This is a genomic window from Ramlibacter aurantiacus (genome assembly GCF_016722895.1).
Classification (GTDB): domain Bacteria; phylum Pseudomonadota; class Gammaproteobacteria; order Burkholderiales; family Burkholderiaceae_C; genus Ramlibacter; species Ramlibacter aurantiacus.
On record NZ_JAEQNA010000002.1, the window covers coordinates 18,922 to 43,427 of the forward strand.

The window sequence follows — 24,506 nt, forward strand, 5'->3', positions numbered from 1 at the left end:
CAGGATTCGGCGGCTGTGTCGAAGCCTGTAACACGCTCGTTACATTGCTCGGAGCCAACTGCTCTGCTTGTTAGAAAGGTGCAGCGTGACCCATGCCGGGCAAGCGCCGTGGCGCGACTTGCTGCCGCCGGTCCTCCAGAAGCGGACAAGTTTCCTTGGCAAACCGTTGCAGGCCGGCGAGTCTTTCGAATACAAGGAGATGGACGCATTCGTACTCGGCCTCATGGTGCAGGCCGCCGCTGGGCAGCCGCTGTCGAAGCACATGGAAGGCACCGTGCTCAGGTCGCTCGGCGACCAGCACGCAGATTGCCAACAAGAGCAACGTCGGGTTCAGCCTGCATCGTGGATTTGGCTACTTCGTCTGGACCGACAACCCACGGCATCGCGACAGTTGCCGGGCTTGGGGATTTGGTGGGCAACGCATTGCGTGGAACCGGACGAACAGTCGCATGTTGGTCGTCTTCAGCAGTCTGGAAAACAATGCGGAAGAAGTGTTCGACCTGTACCGCGAGTGGGCCGCACTGCCGTGACATCGGACGCGGTTGATCTCCAAACGATCGCGTCCGTTGCCCCTGCGTCGGGAGGCTTCAGCATGATTGCGAGCGCGCGGCGGCATCGCACCCGGTGGCGCCGGGCCGCACGATCGAAGGAGGTGCCATGCATGAACTTGGACTGAGGAAACAGGGCCCTTGGCGGCGGTGGAGCGGACGGGCGGTGTTGGGCCTGCTCGCGGTGGCAGGCCTGGCTTCGCTCGTGACGCTGGCCGAAACCAATGTCTGGTGGGTTCGCTACCTGGACTTTGTCCGCTTGCAACTGGTCATCGCCATGCTGCTGATGCTGGCCGCACTGGCGGCGCTCAGGCCGCGCCTGGGCGCGCTGGGGATGGCCGCGCTGCTCCTGGGACTGGGGGGACTGGCCTATCACTTGTACCGCGTGCATCCCTACCTTCCCGTGTTCGCGCGGCAGGTGCCTGCGACCGACGCCTGCGAGCCGCCGGCGCGGCTGCGCATCATGGTCGCGAACGTCCAGCGGGACAACCAGCTGGCGCAGGCGTTCATCCAACTCGTCGCGCGGGTGCGGCCGGACGTCCTCGTGGTGATGGAGACTGACCCCTGGTGGGACGAGCATCTGGTGGCCTTGCGCAGCGACTTCTCGCAGGTCGTACAGGCGATCCCCGGCCGGGACTCCTTCTACGGCATGCACGTGTTCTCCCGATACGAACTCGTGTCTCCCGAATTCAAATACCTGTTCGGCGCCGACACGCCCATGCTCAGCTCCGGGTTGCGCCTGCCGGACGGACGTCTCGTTCGGCTTCATGCCCTGCATCCGCGGCCGCCGCAGGCTTGGTCGCAGCCGACCACCGCGCGCGATGGTCAGTTGATGCATGTGGCGCTGCAGGCGCGCGGGGAGAACGACCCTGTGATCGTGGCTGGCGACTTCAATGCCGTGCCGTGGGAGCGGGTGGTACGCCGCGCCATGCGCGTGGGCGAACTCCTGGATCCGCGCCTGGGCCGCGGAGTCTTGCCGACCTACAAGGTCGGCAGCCTGCTGCAGTCATGGCCGCTGGACCAGATCCTGTTCAGCCGTCGATTCGCCTTGCTGGATTGGGGGCGCCTGCCCGCGTTCGGCTCCGACCACTATGCGGTGTCCGCGCAGTTGTGCCTGCTGCCGCAAAGTGCGGCGCATCCTGAAGCGCCGGCGCTTCATGCGGGCGACCTGGACGAAGCCAAGACCGCCATCGAGGCTGCCGCCGCGCTCGACGAGTGACAGCGGTTAGCGGTTCTGCGCCGGCACCACCCGCCAGACGGTGTTCGACAGGTCGTCCGCCACGATGAGCGCACCGCGCGGGTCCACCGTCACGCCCACGGGCCGGCCGCGGGTCTTGCCATCCGGTCCCTGGAAGCCGGTCACGAAGTCGACCGGCGCCCCGGCGGGACGACCGTTGCGGAAAGGAACGAAGACCACCTTGTAGCCGACCGGTTGCGATCGATTCCAGCTCCCGTGCTCGCCGACGAAGACCCCGTCGTTGAAAGATGAGCCCATCGCCGCGTTGGAGAACGCGACGCCGAGGGCCGCCACGTGGGCGCCGAGGGCGTAGTCGGGCGTGATGGCCGATGCGACCTTCTGCGGATCCTGCGGGCGCACCCGGTCATCGACGTTCTTGCCCCAGTAGCTGTAGGGCCAGCCGTAGAAGCCGCCCTCACGCACGGCCGTGAGGTAGTCCGGCACGAGATTGGCGCCGAGCTCGTCGCGCTCGTTCACCACCGCCCACAGCTGGCCGCTACCAGGCTGGATCGTCAGGGCCGTGGGGTTGCGCAGGCCCGTGGCATAGGGCTTGTGCGAGCCGGTGCGGGCGTCCACCTGCCAGATCATCGCCCGGTCGACCTCCGCAATCATCCCCCGCTCGGTGATGTTGCTGTTCGAGCCGATGCCCACGTAGAGGAAGCGGCCGTCCGCGCTTGCCGTGAGTGCCTTGGTCCAGTGATGGTTGATCTCCGAGGGCAGGTCCGTGACCTTCTCAGGCGGCGCGCTGGCCTTGGTCTGGCCCGGTTGGTAGTCGAATCGCACCAGTGCGTCCTGATTGGCGACGAACAGGCTGCGGTCGATCAGCGCCAGCCCGTAGGGCGCGTTGAGGTCGCTGGCGAAGACCGTGCGCGTTTCATAGGTGCCGTCTCCGTCGGCGTCGCGCAGCAGGGTCAGGCGGTCCCCGCTCTTGACCGAGGAGGTTCCCTTGGACTTGATGTAGCCCGCAATCACGTCCTTGGGCAGCAGCTTGGGCGCATTGCCGCCCTTGCCTTCGGCCACGAGGATGTCGCCGTTGGGCAGCAGCAGCGTCTGGCGCGGGATCTGAAGGTCGGTGGCGATGGCGGTGATGGTGTAGCCCTGCGGCACCGTCGGCCGCTGGTCGCCCCATCCCACGGGCTCGGCGATGTCCATCGCGGGCAGCAGCCCCCGTTGCGGTGCCGGCAACTCGACCTGGGTGCCGTACTGCGGCGCCGACGGATCGTCGCCGCAGGCGGCCAGCAGCAGGCCGGCGGTGGCAAGGGCGAGCAGGTGAGGGCGCTTCATCGTGGCACTCCGGGGTGGCGGTGCGAGAACCCGAGCCAGGTGGCGGCGGCGGCGAGGACGGTGGTGATCACGGACAGCCACAGGCCCATCGGCATGGCTCCCCAGGCGTCGCGCGCGTGCACCAGCGCGTTGATGAAGCCCAGGATCCACGTGATGACCAGCACGACGGCATAGGCGCCGATGCCCGCCGCGCGCCGATGGACGCGGATGAGGTCTGCCAGGGTGAACAGCAGGGCCAGGCCAGTGAGCAGCAGCGCACCCGGGATCAGCCAGGAGCCGAAGTTCGTCCACTGGACATGGTAGGTCGCGGCATACGCCAGGTCACTCAAGGTCGCGCCGAGGAAAAGCACCATGCCGCCCGCCACCAGGACGGCATGGAACGGGTGGATGGCCTGGGAGTACCGGGCGGCGAGAGTGTGGGCCACTTGGACGCGCTCCAGTTCACGGTTTGTCGATGCCCTCACCCTACCGAAAAGTGCGTGCGCCGTGGGGCTGGCCGCGCTTCTGGTTGCAAGGCTTTCATCGCCCGCGCTCAAGTGCCGACGTACAGGGACAGCAGGGCGAAGAACACGAAGCCGGCGGCGAACGCCGCCGTGGTGTAGCGGCGGCGGGTCTGCGGCTCGTCCGCCTCGGGCACCAGGTCTTCGATCGTGGCCAGGAGCAGCATGCCCGCCACGAACGCCAAGGCCATGTTCTGCACGCTCGCCGCCTGGCCTCGCAGCAGCCAATAGCCGATCGCCGCACCCACGATCACCGGCACGAGCAGCGACGCCGCCGCTCCCAGGCGGACCGCGCGCGACACCTGCTTGTCGCGCAGGTTGGCCACCGTCACGAAGCCGCCGGGCAGGTTGCCCACCACCTGGCTCAGCGCCAGCGTCAGACCGACACCGCCGGAAACCGCCGAGCCGATGCCCACCATGAGCCCGTCGCCGGCCATGTCGATCGCGATCGCCAGGTACACCTTCCAGCCGCCGGTGCCACCCAGCTCGAGACGGCGCACGGCCCCGTGCGTCAGCTTCACCATGGCCACCGACGCAGCGGCTCCCAGCAGGAATCCGAGCACCAGTTGCCAGGGGGCGATGTCCTCCAGGATGCGCGGCATCAGCTCCACGCTCACCACGGCGACGGCCACTCCCGCCGCCGCGTGCAGCAGTGCGCCGAGTGCGTGGCGCGGCAGCCGGGTCCACTCGGCGGCGAGCGCGCCTGCCAGCGCGCCGCCGGCCGGAAGCAACACGAGCCAGGCCAGCTGCAGGTAGTCGTTCGCGTCGCCCATGATGGAAGGGGGTCAGGCGCGCAGGAACGGCCTCGGTCCTGCCTGCCCGGCCCGCAGCGCGTGCCGGGCGAATGCGCCGCCCAGGGCCGCGCCCACCGTGTCCGCGATGATGTCGGTCAGCGTGTCCACGAACTCGAGGTCTCCCATCAGTCCCTCCAGTACTTCCCATCCGATGCCCAGGGCGAGGCCCATGCCGACGCACCACGCCACGAGCCAGTCCTGCTTCGCCTCGCTGTCGCGCGCGTGCAGGTAGCCGATCGCCGCCAATCCGGCGAAGCCGCCGTAGGTGTGGACGAGTTCATCGAACCAGGCATGGGTCTCGAACCAGTCGAACGTGCCGCCCGCGCCGTTCAGCAGCGCCACCAGCACGAGCAGGAAGCGCAGGAAACTCGGCAACCGGCTCAGCAGCCCCACGATGCCCCAGCTTGCCGCGAGGAAGACCGCCAGGCTCACGGTCATGGCCCACTGCTGTCGCGCCAGCGTGAGCACCAGCAGGGACGCGATGGCTCCCACGCCGGCCCAGCCGAGCACCTGCCAAGCCTGCCCGTGCAGCCCCAACCCTCGAGCCTGTGTGCTTCCCATGCTGGAGCGACCTTAGGGCCATTCGACCTGGACCCCATGCAAGGCGGCGCGCGATTCGGCTGTAGTACGCCGCCCCATGCCGCCCCACGGCAGCTGCGCTCGCCTGCACCCCGGTGCGCCTGGCCGCGCGTGCTAAATTGGCCTGATGAAGCGGTTGTACAGGTACTTCTTCCGCGGCTTGCTCGCCGTGCTGCCGCTCGCGTTGACGGTCTACGTGCTGCTCCTTTTCCTGGGGTGGGTCGAGTCGATCGCGCTCGGCCTGCTGCGGCCGCTCATCGGCAGCTTCTACGTGCCGGGCATGGGGCTGCTGTTCGGGGTGGCGATCATCGTGGGCATCGGGGCCGTGTTGTCCAAGTCGCAGGTGCGCGAGGCCCTGGCGTTGATCGAGCTGCCCTTCACGCGCTTGCCGGTCGTCAAGAGCATCTACTCGGCCCTGAAGAGCTTCTCCGACTACTTCGCACCCCGGGCCAAGTCCGATACCCAGCAGGTGGTGGTGGTGCTGCGCATGCCGGGCCATGAACTCGAAGTGGTGGGCCTGGTCACCCGCCGCGGCTTTGCCGACCTGCCTGCTGGTTTCCTGCCCGGGGAGCGCGTGGCGGTCTACCTGCCCATGGGGTACATGATCGGTGGCTACACCGTGTTTGTGCCCAGCAGCTGGGTCACGCCGATCAACATGACGGTGGAAGAGGCCATGCGTTCGTCACTGATCGCCTGGATGGAAGCCAGGCCCGGCACCGCCGGCCAGCCCAAGGGTGTGTCGGCGGCAAGCCCGCAATCGGGCTTCTGAATCGATCGATGGCGCCCCGGGCCTGGCCGCTCTCGCCAGGCGCCTTGACACCGCCGTTTTCAGCGCCGCATCATGCCCCTCCCGCGGCCGCCGCCGCAGCTTCCACAGGGGACCTCCATGCTGTTGCGCATCAATGATGTGGCGCCCAATTTCCGCGCCGAGACCACCCAGGGCACCATCGATTTCCACGAATGGATCGGCGATGGCTGGGCCATCCTGTTTTCGCATCCCAAGGACTTCACTCCCGTGTGCACCACGGAGCTGGGCTACATGGCCCGGATCGAACCCGAATTCACGCGGCGCCAGGCCAAGCTCATCGGATTGAGCGTGGACCCGGTGGACAGCCACCAGCGCTGGCTCTCGGACATCGAGGAGACTCAGGGGGCCAAGGTCAACTACCCCATCATCGCGGACCGCGACCTCAATGTCTCCAAGCTCTACAACATGCTGCCGGCCGAGGAGCCCGGCACGTCCGATGGCCGCACGGCGGCGACCAACCAGACGGTGCGCTCGGTGTTCGTGATCGGCCCCGACAAGCGCATCAAGATGATGCTGGTCTACCCGATGACCACCGGCCGCAACTTCGACGAGATCCTGCGCGCGCTCGACTCGATCCAGATGACGGCGCGCCACAAGGTGGCCACGCCGGCGAACTGGAAGCAGGGCGAGGACGTGATCATTGCCGGCTCGGTGAGCGACGAAGAGGCCAAGACGCTGTTCCCGGACGGCTGGAAGGCCGTCAAGCCCTACCTGCGCGTGGTCAAGCAGCCGGGCTGACGCCGCGCACGCCGAGCGTCGCCATGATCTTCGAGCAGATCGCCACCGGCGGATGCCGCTCGTACCTGGTCGGCTGCGAGGAGACCTGCGCCGCCGCGGTGATCGACCCCGAGGTGAGCCAGGTCGACCGCTACCTGGCGCTGGCGGCGCGCGATGGCCTGCGCATCCGGTACGTGATCGATACCCACACCCACGCCGACCACTTCTCGGCCAGCAGGCCGCTGGCACGCCAGGCCGGGGCCACCGTGGTGATGCACCGCGAGACCACCGCGCCCACCGTGGAGATGCGGGTCGACGACGGCGACATGGTGGTGCTCGGCAAGCTGCGGCTGCAGGTGCTGCACACACCGGGGCACACCCGCGACTCGATGTGCCTGCAGGTGGAGGACCGGGTGTTCACCGGCGACGCCCTGCTCATCGGCGGCACCGGCCGTACCGACCTGCCCTCGGGCGATGCCGGCGCGCTCTACGACAGCCTGTTCGGCAAGCTGCTGCGGCTGGACGGCGCCACCCGCGTGTTTCCCGCGCACGAATACAAGGGGCGCGAGCACACCACCATCGCCCAGGAACTCGCGTCCAACCCGCGCCTGCAGGTGGCCGACCGCGCCGCGTTCATCTCGCTGATGGGCAGCCTGAACCTGCAGATGCCCACCCACATCACCGAGGCGCTGCGGACCAACCTCAGTGGCGGCAAGACCGTGGCCCAGATGCTGGCCGAAGCCGCGGCGTCCGTGCCCTTCATGTCCATGGCCCACCTGCGCGAGCGCATCGAGCGGGGCGACACCGAGTTGGTGGTGCTGGACGTGCGCGAGCGCGACGCCTGGACGGCGGCGCACATTCCCGGCGCCCGGCTGCTGCCGCGGGGGCAGCTGGAGCTGCGGGTGAACGACGAACTGCCCGACCCGACGCGCCATATCGTGACCTGTTGCGAGTTCGGCCGGATCTCCACGCTGGCCGCGGCCACCCTGCGCGAGATGGGCTTTCAGCGCGCGGTGGCGCTCGATGGCGGCGTGAAGGCCTGGCGCGACGCGGGTTACCCGCTGGCGAGCGCGTCGCCGCAGCAGCCGTAGGCGCGCCAGCGCCGCCGTCGTGCGGCGTGGTCCAGCGCCGCCGTCGAATGCGGCGTGGTCCGTCATGCGCGGCCGCGCGGCTCTGCTAGCGTGGGCCGGATCCCCAACCAGGAGGCAAGGGTCCGGACGCATGGTTTCTTTCTTCAGACGTTTCCTGCTCATGGCCGTCCTGTGGCTGGTGGTCACGGGCGCGGACCGAGGGGCGTGGTGGTTCGGCGCCTTCGCCGCCGCGGCCGCCGCGGCGCTGTCACTGCGGCTGCTGCCGCCGCGTCCCGGCCATTTGCGAGCGTGGCCGACGCTCGCCTTGTTCGGCATGTTCGCGCGCGACTCCGTGCTCGGCGGGCTGGACGTGGCCCGGCGCGCGTTCGATCCGAGACTGCCGATGCACCCCGGCTGGTTGCGGCTGCCGCTGCGGATGGCGCCGGGTCCGCGCCGGATGCTGCTGGGAGACATCCTGAGCCTGATGCCGGGCAGCATGGGCGCCGGCGACCAGGGGCCGGACCTGCTGGTGCACTGCCTGGACGTGGGCCAGCCGGTCCGCCAGCAGGTGGAGCGCACCGAGCGGCACCTGCGCGCCGCCTCGGGCGAAGCGGACCCGAGCCGGGAGGACGGCCATGCCGCCTGAAGCCCTGTGGACGGCCGCGGCGGTGCTGCTCTTCACCGTGGCGGCCAGCCTGTGGCGGATCTGGCGCGGGCCCACCGGCGCCGACCGGATGATGGGCGCTCAACTGAGCGGCACCGCCGGTGTCGGCGTCCTGATGGTGCTGTCGGCGGTGTCGGGCGACGAGGCGGTACTCGACGTCGCCCTGGTCCTGGCGCTGCTGGCCGCGACGGCCGCCGTGGCCTTCGTCAAGGCGGCCAGCCGCGACGGAGCCGGCGACCCCGAGGAGGAGCAGCCGTGAACGGATGGCTCTCGATCGCTGCGCTCGTGCTGGTGGGGGTCGGCCTGCTGTTCTTCGTCGCCGGCACGGTGGGACTGCTGCGCTTTCCCGATCCGCACAGCCGGTTGCATGCGCTGACCAAGGCCGACAACCTGGGGCTGGGGTTCGTCGCGATCGGCCTGGCCTTGCACGCCCCGGGTCCGTGGCAAGCGTTCAAGCTGCTGCTGGTGTGGGCACTGGCGCTGCTGGCGGCCGCCACCGCGGCGCAGCTGGTGGCGCGCTCGGCGCTGGTCAGTCCGCAGGACGAGGAGGACCCCGCGCCATGAACGGCCTGGTCTTCGATGCGCTGCTGGGCGCGCTGCTCGCAAGCATCGCCGCGGGCGCGGTGCTGGCCCGGGGCGTGTTCACCGCCGTCGTGATGTTCCTGGCCTACGGCCTGTTCATCGCCGTCGCGTGGGTGCGCCTCGGCGCCATCGACGTGGCCCTGGCCGAAGCGGCCCTCGGCGCCGGCCTGACCGGGGTGTTGCTGCTGCGAGCGGCGGCGCGCTTGCGCCTGACCCCGGGCGGCCCGCGCCCGGTCGGGCCCGGCCGGCAATTGCTGGCGGCGTTGCTCGCGCTGGCCCTGTTCGGGGGACTGGCCGCGGTGGTGCTGGGCGCGCCGGCCGCCAACGGCCTGCACCTGTCCGTGCAGGAGCAGCTGTCGCGCACGGGCGTGACCAACCCGGTGACCGCGGTGCTCCTGAATTTCCGCGGCTATGACACGCTGCTCGAGACGGTGGTGCTGCTGGCGGCCCTGGTGGGGGCCTGGTCCGTCTCGAAGGACGCGGCCTGGGGTGGTCGCGCGGGGGTGCGCGACCACGCCCATCCCACGGGCGTGCTGGCGTCCTTCGCCCGGGTGCTGCCACCCATCGGCCTGGTCGTGGGGCTTCACCTGTTCTGGGCCGGCTCCAGCGCGCCGGGCGGCGCCTTCCAGGCCGGCACCATCCTGGCCACCGTGTGGCTGCTGGTGTCCATGGCCGGCGTGCTGCCGGCTCCGCACGTGACCGACCCGCGCCTGCGCGCCGCGGTGGTGCTGGGCCCCGCGCTGTTCCTGGGGGTGGCGGCGGCGGCGATTCCGGGGGGCGGCCTGCTGGTGATCCCGCCCGCCTGGGCCAAGCCGCTGGTGTGGGGGGTGGAGGCCGGGCTCACGGTGTCGGTGGCGGCCACGCTGGCCTTGCTGGTCATGGGACCGCCGGCAGAGGCGCCATGAGCACCGCAACGGTCTTCGGCCTGGCCGGGGCGGCGCTGATCGCCATCGGCGTCTACGGCCTGATGGTGCGCATGCACCTGCTGCGGCTGGTGATCGGCTTCAACATGGTGGGCAGCGGTATCTTCCTGCTGTTCGGCAGCCTGGCGTCCCGCGGCCCGCAGGCCATGCCCGACCCGGTGCCGCTGGCCATGGTCATCACCGGCATCGTGGTGTCGCTGGCGGCGAGTGCGCTGGCGCTGGCACTGGCCGTGCGGCTGCACGAAGACACGGGCGCCACGCGGCTGCCGGAAGAGGACGGGGATGCCGCCGTGGATCACTGACTGGACGCAGCCGGGCGTGCCCTGGGCCGCGCTGGCCATCGTGGGGCCCCTGGCCATGGCACTGGCGGCGGCCCTGTGGCCGGTGCTGGCACGCGCGCTCGTCTGGCCCGCCGGCCTGGCGAACGTGGCCGTCGCCGCGCTGGCGTGCGCGCAGGTGTGGCAGCACGGCGCCATCGAACTGGCGGTGGGCGGCTGGCGGCCGCCCCTGGGCATCAGCCTGCGGCTCGACGGACTCGCCGGCGCCATGCTGCTGGTGGCGTCGCTGGTGTCGCTGGCGGCCCTGGTCTTCGCGCGGGCCGGGTTGGCCGAAGGGCCGGCCCGCCAGGAGGCGGCGTTCTGGCCGCTGGCGTTCTGCATCCTCGCGGCGCTGCACGCCAGCCTGCTCGGCGCCGACCTGTTCAACCTGTACGTGGCGCTGGAGTTGCTCACCGTGTCGGCGGTGGCCCTGGTGGCGCTGGAGGGGACGCCAGCGGCACTGGCGGCGGCACTGCGCTACCTGTTCGTGGCGCTCGCGGGCTCGCTCGCCTACCTGCTGGGCGTGGCGCTGCTCTACGCACGCAGCGGCACGCTGGACCTGCACGTCCTGCGGGCCATCCCCTTGCAGGGCGGCGGCGAGTTCGACCTGTTGCTGGCCGTGGCGCTGATCACCACCGGGCTGCTGGCCAAGGGCGCGCTGTTCCCGCTGCACGGCTGGCTGGCGCCGGCCCACGCGGCGGCCCCCGCGCCCGCCAGTGCGCTGCTGTCGGCACTGGTGGTGAAGGCGCCGATCGTGATCCTGCTGCGCGTGTGGTTCGAGGCGCTGCCCGGCCTGCCCACCCCGTCGTTCGCGCAGCTGGTGGGGGCTCTCGGCGCGGCCGCCATCCTGCTCGGGTCGCTGCTGGCGCTGCGCGAAGAGCGCCTGAAGCGGCTGGTCGCGTACTCCACGGTGGCCCAGCTGGGCTATGTGCTGCTGGTGTTTCCGCTGGGTGCGGCGGCGGCACGGGATCACGAGTGGGCGGCCGCCGCCTGGACCGGCGCGGCCTTCCACCTGATGGCCCACGCGCTGGCCAAGGCGGCGATGTTCCTGTCGGCCGGCGCGATGTTGCAGGGCCTGGGCCACGACCGCATCGACGGCATGGCCGGCGTCGGCGGCGCGATGCCGGTGTCGGCGTTCGCGTTCGCGCTGGCGGCGGTGTCGCTGATGGGGCTGCCGCCTTCGGGCGGCTTCACCGGCAAATACCTGCTGCTCACGGCGGCCCTGGGCAGCGGCCAGTGGTGGTGGGCGGCGGTGATCCTGCTGGGCGGCCTGCTGGCTGCCGCCTACCTGTTCCGGCCCCTGTCCTGCTTCATGGCCGATGCGCGGCCTGCCCTGCACTCGCCGGTGCCGTTGGGGCGGCAGGTCATCGCGCTGGTCCTGGCCCTGGGGGCGATCGGGCTGGGCCTGTTGTCGGCGGCGCCTGCACGGCTGCTGGCGCCGCACTGGGCCGGCGAGGTGGCGCTGTGAACGCCTGGCTGCCGCTGGCGACCATCGGCACGTCGCTGTTCGCGGCGCTGGTGATCTTCCTGCTGCCCGAGCGCCGGGTCCGCACCCGCACGGTCCTCAACCTGGGCGCTGCGCTGGCCAAGCTGACCCTGGTGGGCGTGATGTTGTGGGGCGTGGCCGGTGGCGAGTCGTACGAGGCGCGGCTGCGGCTGGTGCCGGGGCTGGACCTGCTGCTGCGGGTGGACGCCCTGTCGCTGTTGTTCGTCACGCTCTCGGTGGGGCTGTGGCTGCTCACCACCATCTACGCCATCAGCTACCTGGGCAAGGGGCCGAACCTCTCGCGCTTCTTCGGCTTCTTCAGCCTGTGCGTGGCCGCCACCACCGGGGTGGCGCTGGCCGGCACGCTGGTGACTTTCTTCATCTTCTACGAGCTGCTCACGCTGGCGACCTGGCCGCTGGTGGTGCACAAGGGCGATGCCGCCTCGCTGGCCGCGGGCCGCCGCTACCTGGCCTACACCATGAGCGGCAGCGCGCTGCTGCTGGCCGGCATCGTCGGCCTGGAGGGGCAGACCGGGCCGATCGAGTTCGTGCGCCAAGGCAGCCTTCACGAAGGCGATGCGCAGTCGCTGCGCTGGATCTTCGCCCTGATGGTCGGCGGCCTGGGGGTGAAGGCCGCGCTGGTGCCGCTGCACGGCTGGCTGCCCGCGGCCATGGTGGCGCCGGCGCCGGTCAGCGCGCTGCTGCACGCGGTGGCCGTGGTCAAGGCCGGCGCCTTCGGCATCGTGCGCGTGATCTACGACGTGTTCGGCATCGACCTGGTGGAACGCCTGGGCCTGGGGCTGCCGCTGGCGGTGCTGGCCAGCGTCACCATCCTCTGGGGCTCGGTGCGGGCGCTGCAGCAGGCCGACATCAAGCGGCGGCTGGCGTTCTCCACCGTGAGCCAGGTCTCCTACATCGTGCTGGGCGCGGCGCTGTTCGGCCCCTATGCGACGGTGGGGGGACTGGTGCACCTGGTGCACCAGGGACTGATGAAGATCACGTTGTTCTTCTGCGCCGGCGTGCTGGCCGAGCGCATCGGGGTGACGCAGGTGCAGCAGCTGGATGGGGCGGGCCGGCGCATGCCGTTGACCATGGTGGCCTTCAGCATCGGGGCGCTGGGGATGATCGGCGTGCCGCCGGTGGCCGGCTTCGTGAGCAAGTGGTACCTGGGCATCGGCGGCCTGCAGGCGGGGCAGCCGTGGGTGATCGCCGTGCTCGCCGCCAGCAGCCTGCTCAACGCGGCGTACTTCCTGCCGCTGCTGCACCGCGTCTGGTTCTGCCCGTCGGTGGAGGACACGCCGCCGCGTGCCGAAACGGGGGCGCTCGGCATGGTGGGGCCGGCCCTGGCGACCGCGATCGCCAGCCTGGGGGCGGGCGCGCTGGCCGGGACGCCCTGGAGCCCCCTCGCGTGGGCCAGGCTCATCGTGGAGCGCACGTACTCGCCATGATGCGCTGGCACACCTTCCTGATCGCCGCCACGGTGCTGGTGCCGCTGCTGCTGGCCGCGGCCAGTGCCGTGGCCAGGCAGCCCAGGCGGCTGCTGCCGTGGGGGGGCGCGCCGGGCCTGCTCTGTGCGTTGCTGGTCCCATCCGGCAGCGAGGTGGCCATGCCACAGGCCCTGCTGGGCGCCGCCCTGCGCCTGGATGCCCTGGGCGCCGCATTCCTGGGCCTTTGCGCGTTCATCTGGACCTGCGCCGCCCTGTATGGCCGCAGCTACGTCGCCGGCCAGCCGCACGAGCGCATGTTCTGCGGGTTCTGGCAGCTCACGTTGGCGGGCAGCCTCGGTGTGTGCCTGGCGGCGGACGCGATCACGTTCTACCTGGCCTTCGCCACCGTCTCGCTGCCGGCCTATGTCCTGGTCATCCACGACCGCGCTCCGGGCAGCCTGCGCGCCGGGCGCGTCTACATCGCCCTGGCCGTGCTCGGCGAAATGGCTTTGCTGATGGGGCTCATGCTGTCGGTCGACGCGGCTGGCTCCATCGGCATTGAGGCGGTGCGGCAGGCGCTGGCGCAGGCACCCTGGCGCGATGCCGCGGTGCTGGGACTGCTGGTGGGGCTGGGCCTGAAGTGCGGGCTGGTGCCGCTGCATGGCTGGCTCCCGCTGGCCCACTCGGCGGCGCCGGTGCCCGCCTCGGCGGTCCTCAGCGGCGCCATCGTCAAGGCCGGGCTGATCGGGCTCATGCGGTTCCTGCCGGCCGACCAGGCCCTGCCGGTCTGGCCGGAGGTGCTGACGTGGACCGGCCTGCTCACCGCCTATGCGGCCGTGCTGCTGGGGCTTGCGCAGCAGCTGCCGAAGGCGGTGCTGGCCTATTCGACGATGAGCCAGATGGGGCTGATGGTGGCCGTGCTGGGGGCGGCGCTGGGCGCGCCGGACGGGCCCGCGGCCGGCTACCTCGCGCTGACCCTGCTGGCGCTGCAGCACGGGCTGGCCAAGGGCGGCCTGTTCCTGTCGGCGGGCCTGCTGGCGCGGGAGTCGGGACGGGTGCGGCTGGCGGTGCTGGCCGCGGCCGCCCTGATGGGCGCGGTCATCGCTGGCCTGCCGCTCAGTGGCGGCGCCATCGCCAAGCTGGCCACCAAGGAGCCGCTGGGCACCGGTTGGGCCGCGACGCTGGCCGGCTGGTCGGCGGCCGGCACGGCGCTGCTGATGCTGCGCTTTCTTTTCCTGGAGAAGGCCGGGCCGGCCGGGGCGGCACAGCCCGCACCCGCGGCCATGCGGGTCGCGTTCGGGGTGATGGTCGTGGCTGCCCTGGCGGCGCCGTGGTGGTTCTCGCTCGCACGGGGTGGGCCGACGCTGGCGGAACTCGGGTCGGGATCCAAGCTGTGGAGCGCGGCCTGGCCCCTGCTGCTGGCGACCGCGCTGGCGCTCGTCGCCGGCCGTTCGCGCGGGGGCATGCCGGCACCCCCGGTGGGCGACCTGGCCGCCTGGGGCGAGTCGGCCTGGGCGGCCTGGTGGCGACGGGATGCCGAGGCCGGGCCCGGCGCTGCCCCGCCCCCGTCCGGTTGGGGCGGGGGGGCGGGCTGGACGGTGCTGGAAAGGCTGGCGCGGCCGCTGGCGGGTTGGCCAGCGGTCGCGGCCGGGTTGGGCCTGTCCGTGCTCGTTTTCGTCCTCGCGCTGTCTTGATGGACGAGCGGCGGCGAAATCGCCACGCCCCCCCGCGGGCTCTGCTACGGTTGTCCGTCTTCCCATGGGAGGCCGCATGACGACCCGCATCGAACACGACACCTTCGGGCCCATCGAGGTGCCGGCAGACCGGCTCTGGGGCGCACAGACGCAGCGCTCGCTGCAGCATTTCGCGATCTCGGGCGAGCGCCAGCCGCGCGAGATCATCCGGGCGCTGGTGCAGGTCAAGCGGGCCTCGGCGGTCGTGAACCGCCAGCTCGGGCTGCTGGACGAGCGCAAAGCCTCGGCCATCGCCGCCGCCGCCGACGAGGTGCTGGCGGGCGGCCACGAGGCGGAGTTCCCGCTGGTGGTCTGGCAGACCGGCTCGGGCACGCAGACCAACATGAACGTCAACGAGGTGCTGGCCAACCGCGCGAGCGAGCTCCTGGGCGGTTCGCGTGGGGCTGGGCGGCAGGTGCATCCCAACGACGACGTGAACCGCAGCCAGTCGTCCAACGACGTCTTTCCGACGGCCATGCATGTCGCCGCGGTGGTGGCCATCCGGGAGCAGGTGCTGCCGGCGCTGGAGGGCTTGCGCTCGACGCTGCAGGCGAAATCGGGCGAGTTCGACGACATCGTGAAGATCGGCCGCACCCACCTCCAGGACGCAACACCGCTGACGCTCGGCCAGGAGTTCTCGGGCTACGTCGCCCAGCTCGAACAGGCGCAGCGGCACCTGGAGGCGAGCTTGCCGGCGCTGTATGAACTGGCCCTGGGCGGCACCGCGGTGGGCACCGGCCTGAACGCGCCGCCAGGTTATGGGCAGCAGGTGGCGGTCGAGATCGCCCGCCTGACCGGGCACCCCTTCGTGAGCGCGCCCAACAAGTTCGCCGTGATGGCGGCGGCCGATGCGCTGGTGCATGCGCACGGGGCCTTCAAGACGCTGGCGGCCAGCCTGATGAAGATCGCCAACGACATCCGCTGGCTGGCCAGCGGTCCACGCAGCGGCATCGGCGAGCTGCGCATCCCCGAGAACGAACCGGGCTCGTCGATCATGCCGGGGAAGGTGAACCCCACCCAGAGCGAGGCGGTCACCATGCTGTGCTGCCAGGTGTTCGGCAACGACGTGGCCATCAACATCGGCGGCGCCTCGGGCAATTTCGAGCTCAACGTCTTCCGACCCATGATGGCGCACAACTTCCAACAGAGCGCGAGGCTGCTGGCCGACGGCATGGCCAGCTTCGATCATCACTGCGCCCGTGGCATCGAGGCCGACCGCGCGCGCATCGGTGAACTGGTCGGGCGCTCGCTCATGCTGGTGACGGCCCTCAACCCGCATATCGGCTACGACAAGGCGGCCGAGATCGCCAAGAAGGCGCACCGGGAAGGCAGCTCGCTGCGAGAGGCGGCGCTCGCATCGGGCCATGTCACGGCCAAGCAGTTCGACGAGTGGGTCCAGCCGGTTCGCATGGTGGGACGCCCAGCCGATTGAATACGGAATAGGTGGCGATACCTCGCGCCCGGGTCGGGTACAGCGAGTTAGGTGTTGGCGTGTTACTTGTGTGTTACGCTGATTTTCAGGGGGCGAACAGATCGCGCGGAGACCCATCGGTCTTGTGCATGGAGCGGGCTGTGGGCGATGCCGACTGTGACGACAAATTGCCAGGTGACGCATCGGATGCGAAGGCAGATGCGGGGTGGCCCGGGTTGCGTCGCTTCCGCGGACTGGCCCTGCAAGTCCCGGTGTCCCTTCGCACCCTCTTCGCGCCGTTTCTCGTTTACTTCGCGGTGCTGGTCGCGGCGATGTTGCTGGCCCTGGGCACGGTGACGCTGGTTTTCCAGGAGACCGTGCAGCAGGCACGCATGCGCATGGCCAGCGAGGTGTTCGCCAACCAGCTCGTCGGGCTGATCGGCAGTGTCCGTGCCTTGCCGCCGCACATGCAGAACGCCTACCTCGACCGACTCGACCAGTACACCCAGGGGAACCTGAAGGCCGAAGAGGTCGATCCCGCGTTGCTGATCCTCCCCAAGCTCAAGGTGACCCGGCAGTTCTTCGATGAGCTCGGCAAACACATGTCGGCCTACTCGATCGTGTTCACCGACACGCCGGCTCCCGCACTCTGGCTGTCAGTCCCGGTGGAGACGGGCCGCAACCGCTGGGTCCGCATCAAGATGGCTCCCCTGGTGGACATCCCGATCGGGCTGATGGTCGGCGTGGCCTTGCTCGTGGTCGTGGCGAGTTCGGCCGCTGCCGCCTTCCTGATGCTGCGGCTGCGCCAACAGCTGGGCTGGCTGGCGTTCGCCATCGATAGCGTGGACCCGCGCAGCGAGGTGGGCACGCTGCCGACGGAGGTGGCGCAGGACGAACGCGACGACCTGCTGGAGCTGAACCGACGCTTCAACGACATGAGCCGCCGGCTGGCCGATGCGCGGGTCGAGCTGGCCGTCATGATGCAGGACAGCTCCTATGACATCCGGAGCCATCTGGAACGGCTGCGGCAGGCGCTGCCGCGCGCAACAGCGCCGACCCAGGCCCTGCAGCGAATCGATGAGATGGAGCGCACCATCGACCGGTTCGAGGCTTTCGCCCGGAGCCACAGTCCGACCGAGCCGATGGCGGTGGTCGACATGAACAAGGAAATCACCGACCTGGTGGCGCGGCTGCCTGGCGCGAGCGGACGGGTCAGGTTGGAACTGGGCGGCCTGCCTTACGTGCAATGCAGGCCCTCGTCGCGCCGGCGGACGCTCTTCAACCTGCTGGACAACGCCCTGCGTCACGGCAGCGGCCTGGTCGAGGTGCAGAGCTCGCTGGAGCAGGGATGGATCGTGGTGCGCATCGCCGACCACGGACCGGGCCTGAGCGAAGGGGAACTTGCACAACTGAGCCAGCCCTTCGATCGCGCCACCATGGACCGCCAGCGCAGCCCCTTCGCCGAGCTGTCCTTGCTCGTGGCCTCCCGCGAAGTCGAGCAGGAGCGAGGGGAGTTGCGGGTTTTGCGCCGCGCCGATGGCGGCCTGTGGGTCGAACTGTGGCTGCGGCCGGCCCGGTTGACCGAGGGCGAGGGCCCGGGCGACTAGTGATGAGGCTGCGATGGCGGCGATGAGCCGCCCATGATGCGGTCGGTGAAGGCGATTGCCATGGCCGACAACAGGAATGCGATGTGGATCGCGGTCTGCGCGATCAGCACCCGGTCGGAGTAGTTCTCGGCGTTGATGAAGGTCTTGAGCAGGTGGATGGAGCTGATGCCGATGATGGCCGTGGCCAGCTTCACCTTGAGCACCGACGCGTTCACGTGGCTGAGCCATTCGGGCTGGTCCGGGTGGCCTTCGAGGTTCATCCGGCTCACGAAAGTCTCGTAGCCGCCGATGATCACCATGATCAGCAGGTTGGAGATCATCACCACGTCGATCAACGCCAGCACCACCAGCATGATCACCGTCTCATTGAGCGCGCCGATGGGTGCCGTGCTCTTGTAGCCGATGCTCGTCACCAGCTGCTGCAGCGCCGTTTCACTGCCGAAGGCCGCTTCCAGCAGGTGGATCAATTCGATCCAGAAGTGGTAGACGTACACGGCCTGCGCCAGGATCAGCCCGACGTACAAGGGCAGTTGCAGCCAGCGGCTGGCAAAAATGATGTTGGGAAGCGGGCGCAGGGGCGAGCTGCGGCTCTGGAGGGGATTCGGGTCGGCCATCGCTATGCTTGTTCTCGATCAAAGCGCGGCATTCTAGGGGGCTGTCCAACCGCGAGCGCCTCGGTAAACTGGCCGCAGGAGGCGCGGCGAGTCCTTGCCTGCCCGATCCCTGACCCCGGAGACAACATGACATCCATCCAATCGGTACTGGTCGAAAACCGCGTGTTCCCGCCCCCTGCGGCCGCCTCGCAGGGGGCGCGCATCCCCAGCATGGAGGCCTACCAGGCCCTGTGCCGGGAGGCCGAGCAGGATTTCGAGGGCTTCTGGGCGCGACTGGCGCGCGAGCAGCTGAACTGGACGCGGCCGTTCACCCGGACGCTGGACGAGAGCAACGCGCCGTTCTACCGCTGGTTCGACGACGGCCAGCTCAACGCGTCGGCCAATTGCCTCGATCGGCACATGGGCACCGAGGTCGAGAGCAGGACCGCCATCGTGTTCGAGGCCGACGACGGCCAGGTCACCCGCGTCACCTACCGTGAACTGCTCGACCGGGTCGCCCGCTTCGCCAATGCCCTGAAGGCGCAGGGCATCGCCAAGGGCGACCGGGTCGTCATCTACATGCCCATGAGCGTCGAAGGCGTCGTCGCCATGCAGGCCTGCGCCCGCATCGGCGCCACCCACAGCGTGGTGTTCGGCGGTTTCTCGGCCAAGGCGCTGAACGAACGCATCATCGATGCCGGCGCGGTGGCCGTGGTGACGGCCAACTACCAGATGCGCGGCGGCAAGGAGATGCCGCTGAAGGCCATCATCGACGAAGCCATTGCCATGGGTGGTTGCGAGACGGTGCGCTCGGTGCTGGTCTACCAGCGCACCCCGACCGAATGCGCCATGGTCGAGGGGCGCGACCGCACGTTCGACCAGGTGTTGCAGGGGCAGGGCAACGACTGCCCGCCGGTGCCGGTGGATGCGGAGCATCCGCTCTTCATCCTGTACACCTCGGGGTCGACCGGCAAGCCCAAGGGCGTGCAGCACGCCACCGGTGGCTACCTGCTGTGGGCCCGCCTGACCATGGAATGGACCTTCGACATCCGCCCCGAAGACGTGTTCTGGTGCACCGCCGACATCGGCTGGATCACCGGCCACACCTACGTGGCCTACGGTCCGCTGGCGGCCGGCGCCACGCAGCTGGTCTTCGAGGGCGTGCCCACGTATCCGCACGCGGGCCGTTTCTGGGAAATGATCGAGCGCCACCAGGTCAGCGTGTTCTACACGGCGCCCACGGCGATCCGCTCGCTGATCAAGGCCGCCGAGACCGACGACAAGGTGCATCCGCGCAATTGGGACCTGTCCTCGCTGCGCATCCTCGGCAGCGTGGGCGAGCCGATCAACCCGGAAGCCTGGATGTGGTACTGGCGGAACGTGGGCGGCGAGCGTTGCCCGGTGGTCGACACCTTCTGGCAGACCGAAACGGGCGGGCACGTGATCACGCCGCTGCCCGGGGCCACGCCGCTGGTGCCCGGCTCGTGCACGCTGCCGCTGCCGGGCATCATGGCCGCCATCGTCGACGAAACCGGCAAGGACCTGCCCCACGGTGCCGGCGGCATGCTGGTCATCAAGCGGCCCTGGCCTTCGATGATCCGCACCATCTGGAACGACCCCGAGCGCTTCAAGAAAAGCTACTTTCCGGAGGAAATGGGCGGGCGCGTCTACCTCGCCGGCGACGGCGCCGTGCGCAGCGAGGACCGCGGGTACTTCCGCATCACCGGCCGCATCGACGACGTGCTCAACGTCTCCGGTCACCGGCTGGGCACCATGGAGATCGAATCGGCGCTGGTGGCCAAAACCGATCTGGTGGCCGAGGCGGCCGTGGTGGGCAGGCCCGATGACGTGACCGGCGAGGCCGTCTGCGCATTCGTCGTGCTGAAGCGGCCACGGCCCACGGGCGATGAAGCCAGGCAGATCGCCAACGAGTTGCGCAACTGGGTGGCCAAGGAAATCGGGCCCATCGCCAAGCCGCGCGATATCCGCTTCGGCGAGAACCTGCCCAAGACCCGCAGCGGCAAGATCATGCGGCGCCTGCTGCGCAGCATCGCCAAGGGCGAGGCCATCACCCAGGACACCAGCACCCTGGAGAACCCGGCCATCCTCGATCAGTTGTCGCAAGCCAACTGATCGCCTTGCTGCCCGGTTCGAGGGCGGCACCGGCAGGGTTCGGCCATCGGCAAGTTGCAGGCCGGTGATCGGGAGATCACCGGGCCCTGGACGAGCTCGCCCGGGCGGCACGCGGGCAGCTCGACGATCTCCATCCCTCTCTCCGCCGCCTTCGGCTCGCCGAGCCGGTTCCGCGATGCCGCACGAGGCATTCGACAGTCGAGCCGCTTGGGACGACGTCTCTTGGCGACATGCCAATCCGGGGCGCGAAGTGGATGCACTTTGGATGAGCGAAATCGAGTATCGAGCGCGGCAAGGTGCGCCAATGTTTGGTATATCCCCTATGTTTCATGGGGGATCGACGGTGGATCCCTGTCGGGCCGAACCCGGTTGACACGCTGAAATGGATGCATAAGATGAAAGTGCATCCACTTTGGTGCGTCACTCGCTTATAGGGGAATCCATCTATGAAGCCGCTGTCTGGCTTGTGTGCAGGGCTGCTGGTCATTGCGGGGTTGCTGCCCGCGCATGCCACCGAGTTCCCGACCAAACCGATCCGGTTCGTGGTGCCGTTCACGCCTGGCACGGGCATGGATCGGATCGCGCGCCTGGTCGCTGAGGACCTGAAAAACCAGTGGGGACAACCGGTCACCGTCGAGAACCGCACGGGCGCCGCCGGTCACGTGGGTGCGCAACTCGCGGCCAAGGCGCCGGCGGACGGGCACACCGTGCTGGTCACGGCCAGCAACATCTCCATCACGGCCACGCTGGTGAAGAGTGCCGGCTTCGACGCCATGAGCGAATTGAAGCCGCTGCTGATCGCCGCGTACGGCGACTCGTCGCTGGTGGTGGGCGGCAAGTCCAAGTTCAACAACTTGGCCGACGTGATGGCGGCGGCCCGCAGCAACCCGGGCGGCATGCGATTCGCGACCCCGGGCAGCGGCTCCCCTATGCATCTTGCGATGGCCGAGTTCGAAGACGCCGCGCAGCTGAAATTCCTTCACATCCCCTACAAGGGCACGGCGCCCGCGGTGACGGACCTGATCGCCGGCCACGTGGATGTCATGTTCGTCGCGAGCCACACCGTCAAGCCCTTCGTCGATTCGGGGCAGCTGAAGCTGATCGCGGTCGGCGCGGCCAAGCGCAACCCGCTGATTTCGGCGACGCCGACCTTCGCCGAGGCCGGCGTCCCGAACGTGTCGACCGAGGCCTGGTACGGCTTCATGATCCCGCGCGACGTTCCCGAACCGGTTCGCAAGAAGCTGTTCGATGGCATCAGCAGCGCGCTGGACAAGCCGTCCATCAAGTCGGACCTGCAGGCGACCGGGCTGCAGGTGCGGCCCTCGACATCGGAGGAGATGCAGAAGTACGTCCAGGCGGAATTCCGCCGATACGCGGCCCTCATCGACCGGCACAAGATCACCAATGAGTGAGCGAACCGCTTCAGGGCACGGCATGCAGGAGTTCGATCCGAACGAGTTTTCGCAGGCCCGGGTCGCCGTCATCGGCGGCCGCCTGGGTACCGGGCCCGCCACCGTGCGCGCTTTCGTCGGTCGCGGCGCGCAGGTCACCGTGGCTGACCTGGCCCACGCACCGGCGCCACCCGGCTGCGCCATGGAGGGCGCGCGCTACCTGCCGGTCGACATGACGCAGCCCGAGGCCATCGACGACTTCCTCGACCAGGCCCAGGGGCCGTCGGGCAGGCTGGACGTGCTGGTGCTGATGGCCCCGCCGGTGAAGACGGCCAAGGTCTTCGACATCGAGGATGCGGAGTACCGGCGGGTCATCGAGACGGAGCTGCTGCAACCCATCGCCTGGCTGCGAGCGGCGGCCAGGCGGATGGTCCGGCAGCAGTACGGCCGGCTGATCTCCTTTTGCTCGATGTCCGGGAAGACGGGTGTCCATCCCCACGTGTCCCCGTACGCCGCGGCCAAAGGCGGACTGATCACGTTCTCGCGCGGCCTTGCCGCCGAAATCGCTCCGACCGGCGTGACGGTGAATGTCATCGCGACGGCCCTGTTCGACGTGCAGGTCGCGGCGATGGACGATGCCTCCGAAGCCGCCAAGGGAATTCCGGTCGGACGGGTGGGGCGTTCCGCCGAGGCGGCGCACGCGGCCTTGTTTCTGGCTTCGCGCAACGCCGGCTACGTGACGGGTGAGACGTTGAACCTGTCCGGCGGCCGGTTCATGGATTGAGGCAGGGCCGCCCAGGGGAGGCCCGGAAGGATTTTGGAGATGATGAACAACCAACCCGAAGCGCGGGTGCGGTTCACCCGACAGGAAGAGCCGCGCTCCGCGCAGATCCTCCAGCGGGACGAGCGCACGTTCCGCGTGCACACCAGTGCGTATACCGACGAGCGCGTCTTCCGCGAGGAGATGGACAAGGTCTTCGCCAAGACCTGGGTCTACGTGGGCCACGCCAGTGAAATTCCCAAGGCGGGCGACTTCAAGACGTCGCACATCGGACTTCAGCCAGTCGTCGTCTCGCGTGGCGAGGACGACACCATCCATGTGTTCGTCAATCGCTGCGTGCACCGCGGCGCGGTCCTCACCCGCGATGCGCGCGGGAACGCCACGGAATTCAACTGCCCGTACCACGGCTGGGTGTATGGCATCGACGGTCGGCTGATCGCCGTGTCCGAGCGGCGCGAGCCCGGCGGCTACTCGGAGAACTTCCGGCAGCCCGAGGGTTTGTTCAGGCTGCCGCGTGTCGCCACCTATCGCGGCTTCATCTTCGCAAGCTTCAATGCCGACGCGCCCGGGCTGGAAGCCTTCCTGGGTCGCGCCAGGAGCGTGATCGACCGCAAGCTGAACCTGGCGCCCGGCGGTGAAATCGTATTGCGGTCCAGGCCCTTCGTCGTGCGGTACCAGGGCAACTGGAAGTTCCAGGCCGAGAACATCGTCGATGCCTACCACTTCCTGCACACCCACAAAGGCTTCGTCAACCTGCAGGCCAGGTTCGGCGACACGACCGGCGACTTCGGGGTCCACAAGGGCGGATCGGTCAAGGAGATGCGCAAGCTGCGTTTCCAGGGGGCGACCTGGAGCTGCGCCCACGGGCACGGCATGCTCGAGAACCCCTCGAGCCACCCCGAGACCTACCTCGAGGGAGAGTTCTCGTCCTTCTACGAAGGCATCAGGCGCACGCACGGGGACGAGGAATTCGCCTGGCTGGTGGGCAAGGGCGCGGTGTCGATCTTCCCCAACGTCGGGATGATCCACCAACAGATCCGGACCTGGCGCCCCATCGCCCCCGACGTGACCGAAGTGACCATCTATCCGTACGAACTGAAGGATGCACCGGATGCCTACAACGAGGGCATGCTGCGCAGCCAGGAGCGGTTCTATGGCCCTGCGGGCCACGGCGCTGCCGACGACGTCGACATCTTCTCGCGCAACCAGCAGGGCCTGCTGGGCAGCGCCGTCGACTGGCTGATCCTCGAGAGGGGCCTGGACACCGACGAGCTGGTCGATGGCGACTGGCGCGGACTGCCGGCCAGTGAAGCGCCGCAGCGCGCCTTGTGGCGGGCATGGGCACGCCTGATGTGCGAGGAGCAGACATGATCGGCACGCGCGAGACCGCCTGGGATCACCCAGGCGCGGACCTGAAGACCATCGAGGCTTTCCTCTACCGGGAGGCGCTGCTGCTGGATCGCTGGGCGCTCGAGGAGTGGTCCGCCCTCTTCACGCCGGATGGCGTGTACTGGCTGCCGATCGATGACGAGGCCGACGTGCGCACGAACGTGTCGCTCGTGCGGGATACGCCGGCGCGCCGCGAGGAGCGGGTGTATCACCTGCTGCACAACAGCTTCCCCGCGCAATCACCGCGCTCGCGCACCCTGCATTTCATCTCGAATGTGCTGGTGACCGGTCGCGCCGACCTTGAGATCACGGTCACGTCCAGCCAGCTCACCTACGAGATGCGGACCGGTGACTACTCGCAGCTGGGCCTGGGGGAGATGCGCCCGCTGGTCGCCCAGGTCGAGCATCGGCTTCGCATCGGTGAGGGCGGGCTGCGCATTGCCCAGAAAAAGGTGCTGCTGCTCAATCGCGACAGCTGGCACGGCAACCTGACCTTCGTGTTCTGAGCGCGGGTGGATTCGATTCGCCCGAG

24 protein-coding genes are annotated in these 24,506 nt (G+C 69.3%); 19 read left to right on the plus strand and 5 right to left on the minus strand.

The features are described 5' to 3' along the window. The first annotated feature begins 657 nt into the window (after nt 1–657). Complete coding sequence (locus JI739_RS07960) at nt 658–1,767, plus strand: endonuclease/exonuclease/phosphatase family protein (RefSeq protein WP_201683361.1); 1,110 nt, start codon at nt 658–660, stop codon at nt 1,765–1,767. A 6-nt stretch (nt 1,768–1,773) separates the two neighbouring features. Here JI739_RS07960 and JI739_RS07965 read toward each other — a convergent pair whose 3' ends face one another. The 4 genes from JI739_RS07965 to JI739_RS07980 all read right to left on the minus strand — a co-directional run bounded on the left by JI739_RS07965 (nt 1,774) and on the right by JI739_RS07980 (nt 4,924). Further along, a complete protein-coding gene (locus JI739_RS07965; protein ID WP_201683362.1) occupies nt 1,774–3,069 on the minus strand; it encodes a PQQ-dependent sugar dehydrogenase in 1,296 nt (431 codons plus the stop codon). Beyond that, nucleotides 3,066–3,494, minus strand: coding sequence for a DUF2231 domain-containing protein (locus JI739_RS07970; protein ID WP_201683363.1), 429 nt, complete (start codon nt 3,492–3,494; stop codon nt 3,066–3,068). Before JI739_RS07970 ends, JI739_RS07965 begins: the two co-directional genes overlap by 4 nt. A gap of 107 nt (nt 3,495–3,601) precedes the next feature. Further along, complete coding sequence (locus JI739_RS07975; RefSeq protein ID WP_201683364.1) at nt 3,602–4,342, minus strand: ZIP family metal transporter; 741 nt, start codon at nt 4,340–4,342, stop codon at nt 3,602–3,604. A gap of 12 nt (nt 4,343–4,354) precedes the next feature. Continuing rightward, nucleotides 4,355–4,924 (minus strand): DUF2238 domain-containing protein, encoded by a 570-nt coding sequence (locus JI739_RS07980; protein WP_201683365.1) that lies wholly within the window; start codon nt 4,922–4,924, stop codon nt 4,355–4,357. A gap of 145 nt (nt 4,925–5,069) precedes the next feature. Here JI739_RS07980 and JI739_RS07985 point away from each other — a divergent pair, with 145 nt between their 5' ends. From JI739_RS07985 to JI739_RS24840, 13 genes are all read left to right on the plus strand, one after another. Further along, nucleotides 5,070–5,711 carry a DUF502 domain-containing protein gene (locus JI739_RS07985; RefSeq protein ID WP_201683366.1) on the plus strand — a complete coding sequence of 214 codons (642 nt, stop codon included), beginning with the start codon at nt 5,070–5,072 and terminating at the stop codon, nt 5,709–5,711. Nucleotides 5,712–5,828: 117 nt separating this feature from the next. Then, nucleotides 5,829–6,488, plus strand: coding sequence for a peroxiredoxin (locus JI739_RS07990; RefSeq protein WP_201683367.1), 660 nt, complete (start codon nt 5,829–5,831; stop codon nt 6,486–6,488). A 23-nt stretch (nt 6,489–6,511) separates the two neighbouring features. Further along, on the plus strand, nt 6,512–7,558 hold the full coding sequence (locus JI739_RS07995; protein ID WP_201683368.1) for an MBL fold metallo-hydrolase: 1,047 nt from the start codon (nt 6,512–6,514) through the stop codon (nt 7,556–7,558). 130 nt (nt 7,559–7,688) lie between these two features. Continuing rightward, entirely contained in the window at nt 7,689–8,183 is a 495-nt protein-coding gene (locus JI739_RS08000) for a Na+/H+ antiporter subunit E (RefSeq protein ID WP_201683369.1), read from the plus strand. Next, on the plus strand, nt 8,173–8,460 hold the full coding sequence (locus JI739_RS08005; protein ID WP_201683370.1) for an MrpF/PhaF family protein: 288 nt from the start codon (nt 8,173–8,175) through the stop codon (nt 8,458–8,460). Before JI739_RS08000 ends, JI739_RS08005 begins: the two co-directional genes overlap by 11 nt. Continuing rightward, nucleotides 8,457–8,765 (plus strand): cation:proton antiporter, encoded by a 309-nt coding sequence (locus JI739_RS08010; protein WP_201683371.1) that lies wholly within the window; start codon nt 8,457–8,459, stop codon nt 8,763–8,765. The genes JI739_RS08005 and JI739_RS08010 overlap by 4 nt, the downstream gene beginning before the upstream one ends. Then, nucleotides 8,762–9,688, plus strand: coding sequence for a hydrogenase subunit MbhD domain-containing protein (locus JI739_RS08015; protein ID WP_201683372.1), 927 nt, complete (start codon nt 8,762–8,764; stop codon nt 9,686–9,688). Before JI739_RS08010 ends, JI739_RS08015 begins: the two co-directional genes overlap by 4 nt. After that, complete coding sequence (locus JI739_RS08020; protein WP_201683373.1) at nt 9,685–10,008, plus strand: NADH-quinone oxidoreductase subunit K; 324 nt, start codon at nt 9,685–9,687, stop codon at nt 10,006–10,008. Before JI739_RS08015 ends, JI739_RS08020 begins: the two co-directional genes overlap by 4 nt. Further along, the gene (locus JI739_RS08025) at nt 9,989–11,491 is read left to right on the plus strand and encodes a complex I subunit 5 family protein (RefSeq protein ID WP_201683374.1); all 1,503 of its coding nucleotides are present in this window, start codon (nt 9,989–9,991) and stop codon (nt 11,489–11,491) included. Before JI739_RS08020 ends, JI739_RS08025 begins: the two co-directional genes overlap by 20 nt. Beyond that, nucleotides 11,488–12,957 carry a proton-conducting transporter transmembrane domain-containing protein gene (locus tag JI739_RS08030; RefSeq protein WP_201683375.1) on the plus strand — a complete coding sequence of 490 codons (1,470 nt, stop codon included), beginning with the start codon at nt 11,488–11,490 and terminating at the stop codon, nt 12,955–12,957. Before JI739_RS08025 ends, JI739_RS08030 begins: the two co-directional genes overlap by 4 nt. Further along, nucleotides 12,957–14,630: a complex I subunit 5 family protein gene (locus tag JI739_RS08035; RefSeq protein ID WP_236589425.1), complete on the plus strand. Its 1,674-nt coding sequence runs from the start codon at nt 12,957–12,959 to the stop codon at nt 14,628–14,630. The genes JI739_RS08030 and JI739_RS08035 overlap by 1 nt, the downstream gene beginning before the upstream one ends. A 76-nt stretch (nt 14,631–14,706) precedes the next feature. Next, nucleotides 14,707–16,101: a class II fumarate hydratase gene (gene fumC / locus JI739_RS08040; protein WP_201683377.1), complete on the plus strand. Its 1,395-nt coding sequence runs from the start codon at nt 14,707–14,709 to the stop codon at nt 16,099–16,101. 251 nt (nt 16,102–16,352) lie between these two features. Further along, complete coding sequence (locus JI739_RS24840; protein WP_201683378.1) at nt 16,353–17,687, plus strand: ATP-binding protein; 1,335 nt, start codon at nt 16,353–16,355, stop codon at nt 17,685–17,687. Here JI739_RS24840 and JI739_RS08050 read toward each other — a convergent pair. Next, on the minus strand, nt 17,684–18,301 hold the full coding sequence (locus JI739_RS08050; RefSeq protein WP_201683379.1) for a YqhA family protein: 618 nt from the start codon (nt 18,299–18,301) through the stop codon (nt 17,684–17,686). The genes JI739_RS24840 and JI739_RS08050 overlap by 4 nt on opposite strands. 126 nt (nt 18,302–18,427) lie before the next feature. Here JI739_RS08050 and acs point away from each other — a divergent pair, with 126 nt between their 5' ends. The 5 genes from acs to JI739_RS08075 all read left to right on the plus strand — a co-directional run bounded on the left by acs (nt 18,428) and on the right by JI739_RS08075 (nt 24,480). Then, nucleotides 18,428–20,413: an acetate--CoA ligase gene (gene acs / locus JI739_RS08055; protein WP_201683380.1), complete on the plus strand. Its 1,986-nt coding sequence runs from the start codon at nt 18,428–18,430 to the stop codon at nt 20,411–20,413. A 446-nt stretch (nt 20,414–20,859) separates the two neighbouring features. After that, nucleotides 20,860–21,825: a Bug family tripartite tricarboxylate transporter substrate binding protein gene (locus JI739_RS08060; RefSeq protein WP_201683381.1), complete on the plus strand. Its 966-nt coding sequence runs from the start codon at nt 20,860–20,862 to the stop codon at nt 21,823–21,825. After that, nucleotides 21,818–22,588: an SDR family NAD(P)-dependent oxidoreductase gene (locus JI739_RS08065; RefSeq protein ID WP_201683382.1), complete on the plus strand. Its 771-nt coding sequence runs from the start codon at nt 21,818–21,820 to the stop codon at nt 22,586–22,588. The genes JI739_RS08060 and JI739_RS08065 overlap by 8 nt, the downstream gene beginning before the upstream one ends. 42 nt (nt 22,589–22,630) lie before the next feature. After that, nucleotides 22,631–23,956: an aromatic ring-hydroxylating oxygenase subunit alpha gene (locus JI739_RS08070; RefSeq protein ID WP_201683383.1), complete on the plus strand. Its 1,326-nt coding sequence runs from the start codon at nt 22,631–22,633 to the stop codon at nt 23,954–23,956. Beyond that, nucleotides 23,953–24,480 (plus strand): aromatic-ring-hydroxylating dioxygenase subunit beta, encoded by a 528-nt coding sequence (locus JI739_RS08075; protein WP_201683384.1) that lies wholly within the window; start codon nt 23,953–23,955, stop codon nt 24,478–24,480. Before JI739_RS08070 ends, JI739_RS08075 begins: the two co-directional genes overlap by 4 nt. The last annotated feature ends 26 nt before the right edge of the window (nt 24,481–24,506 follow it).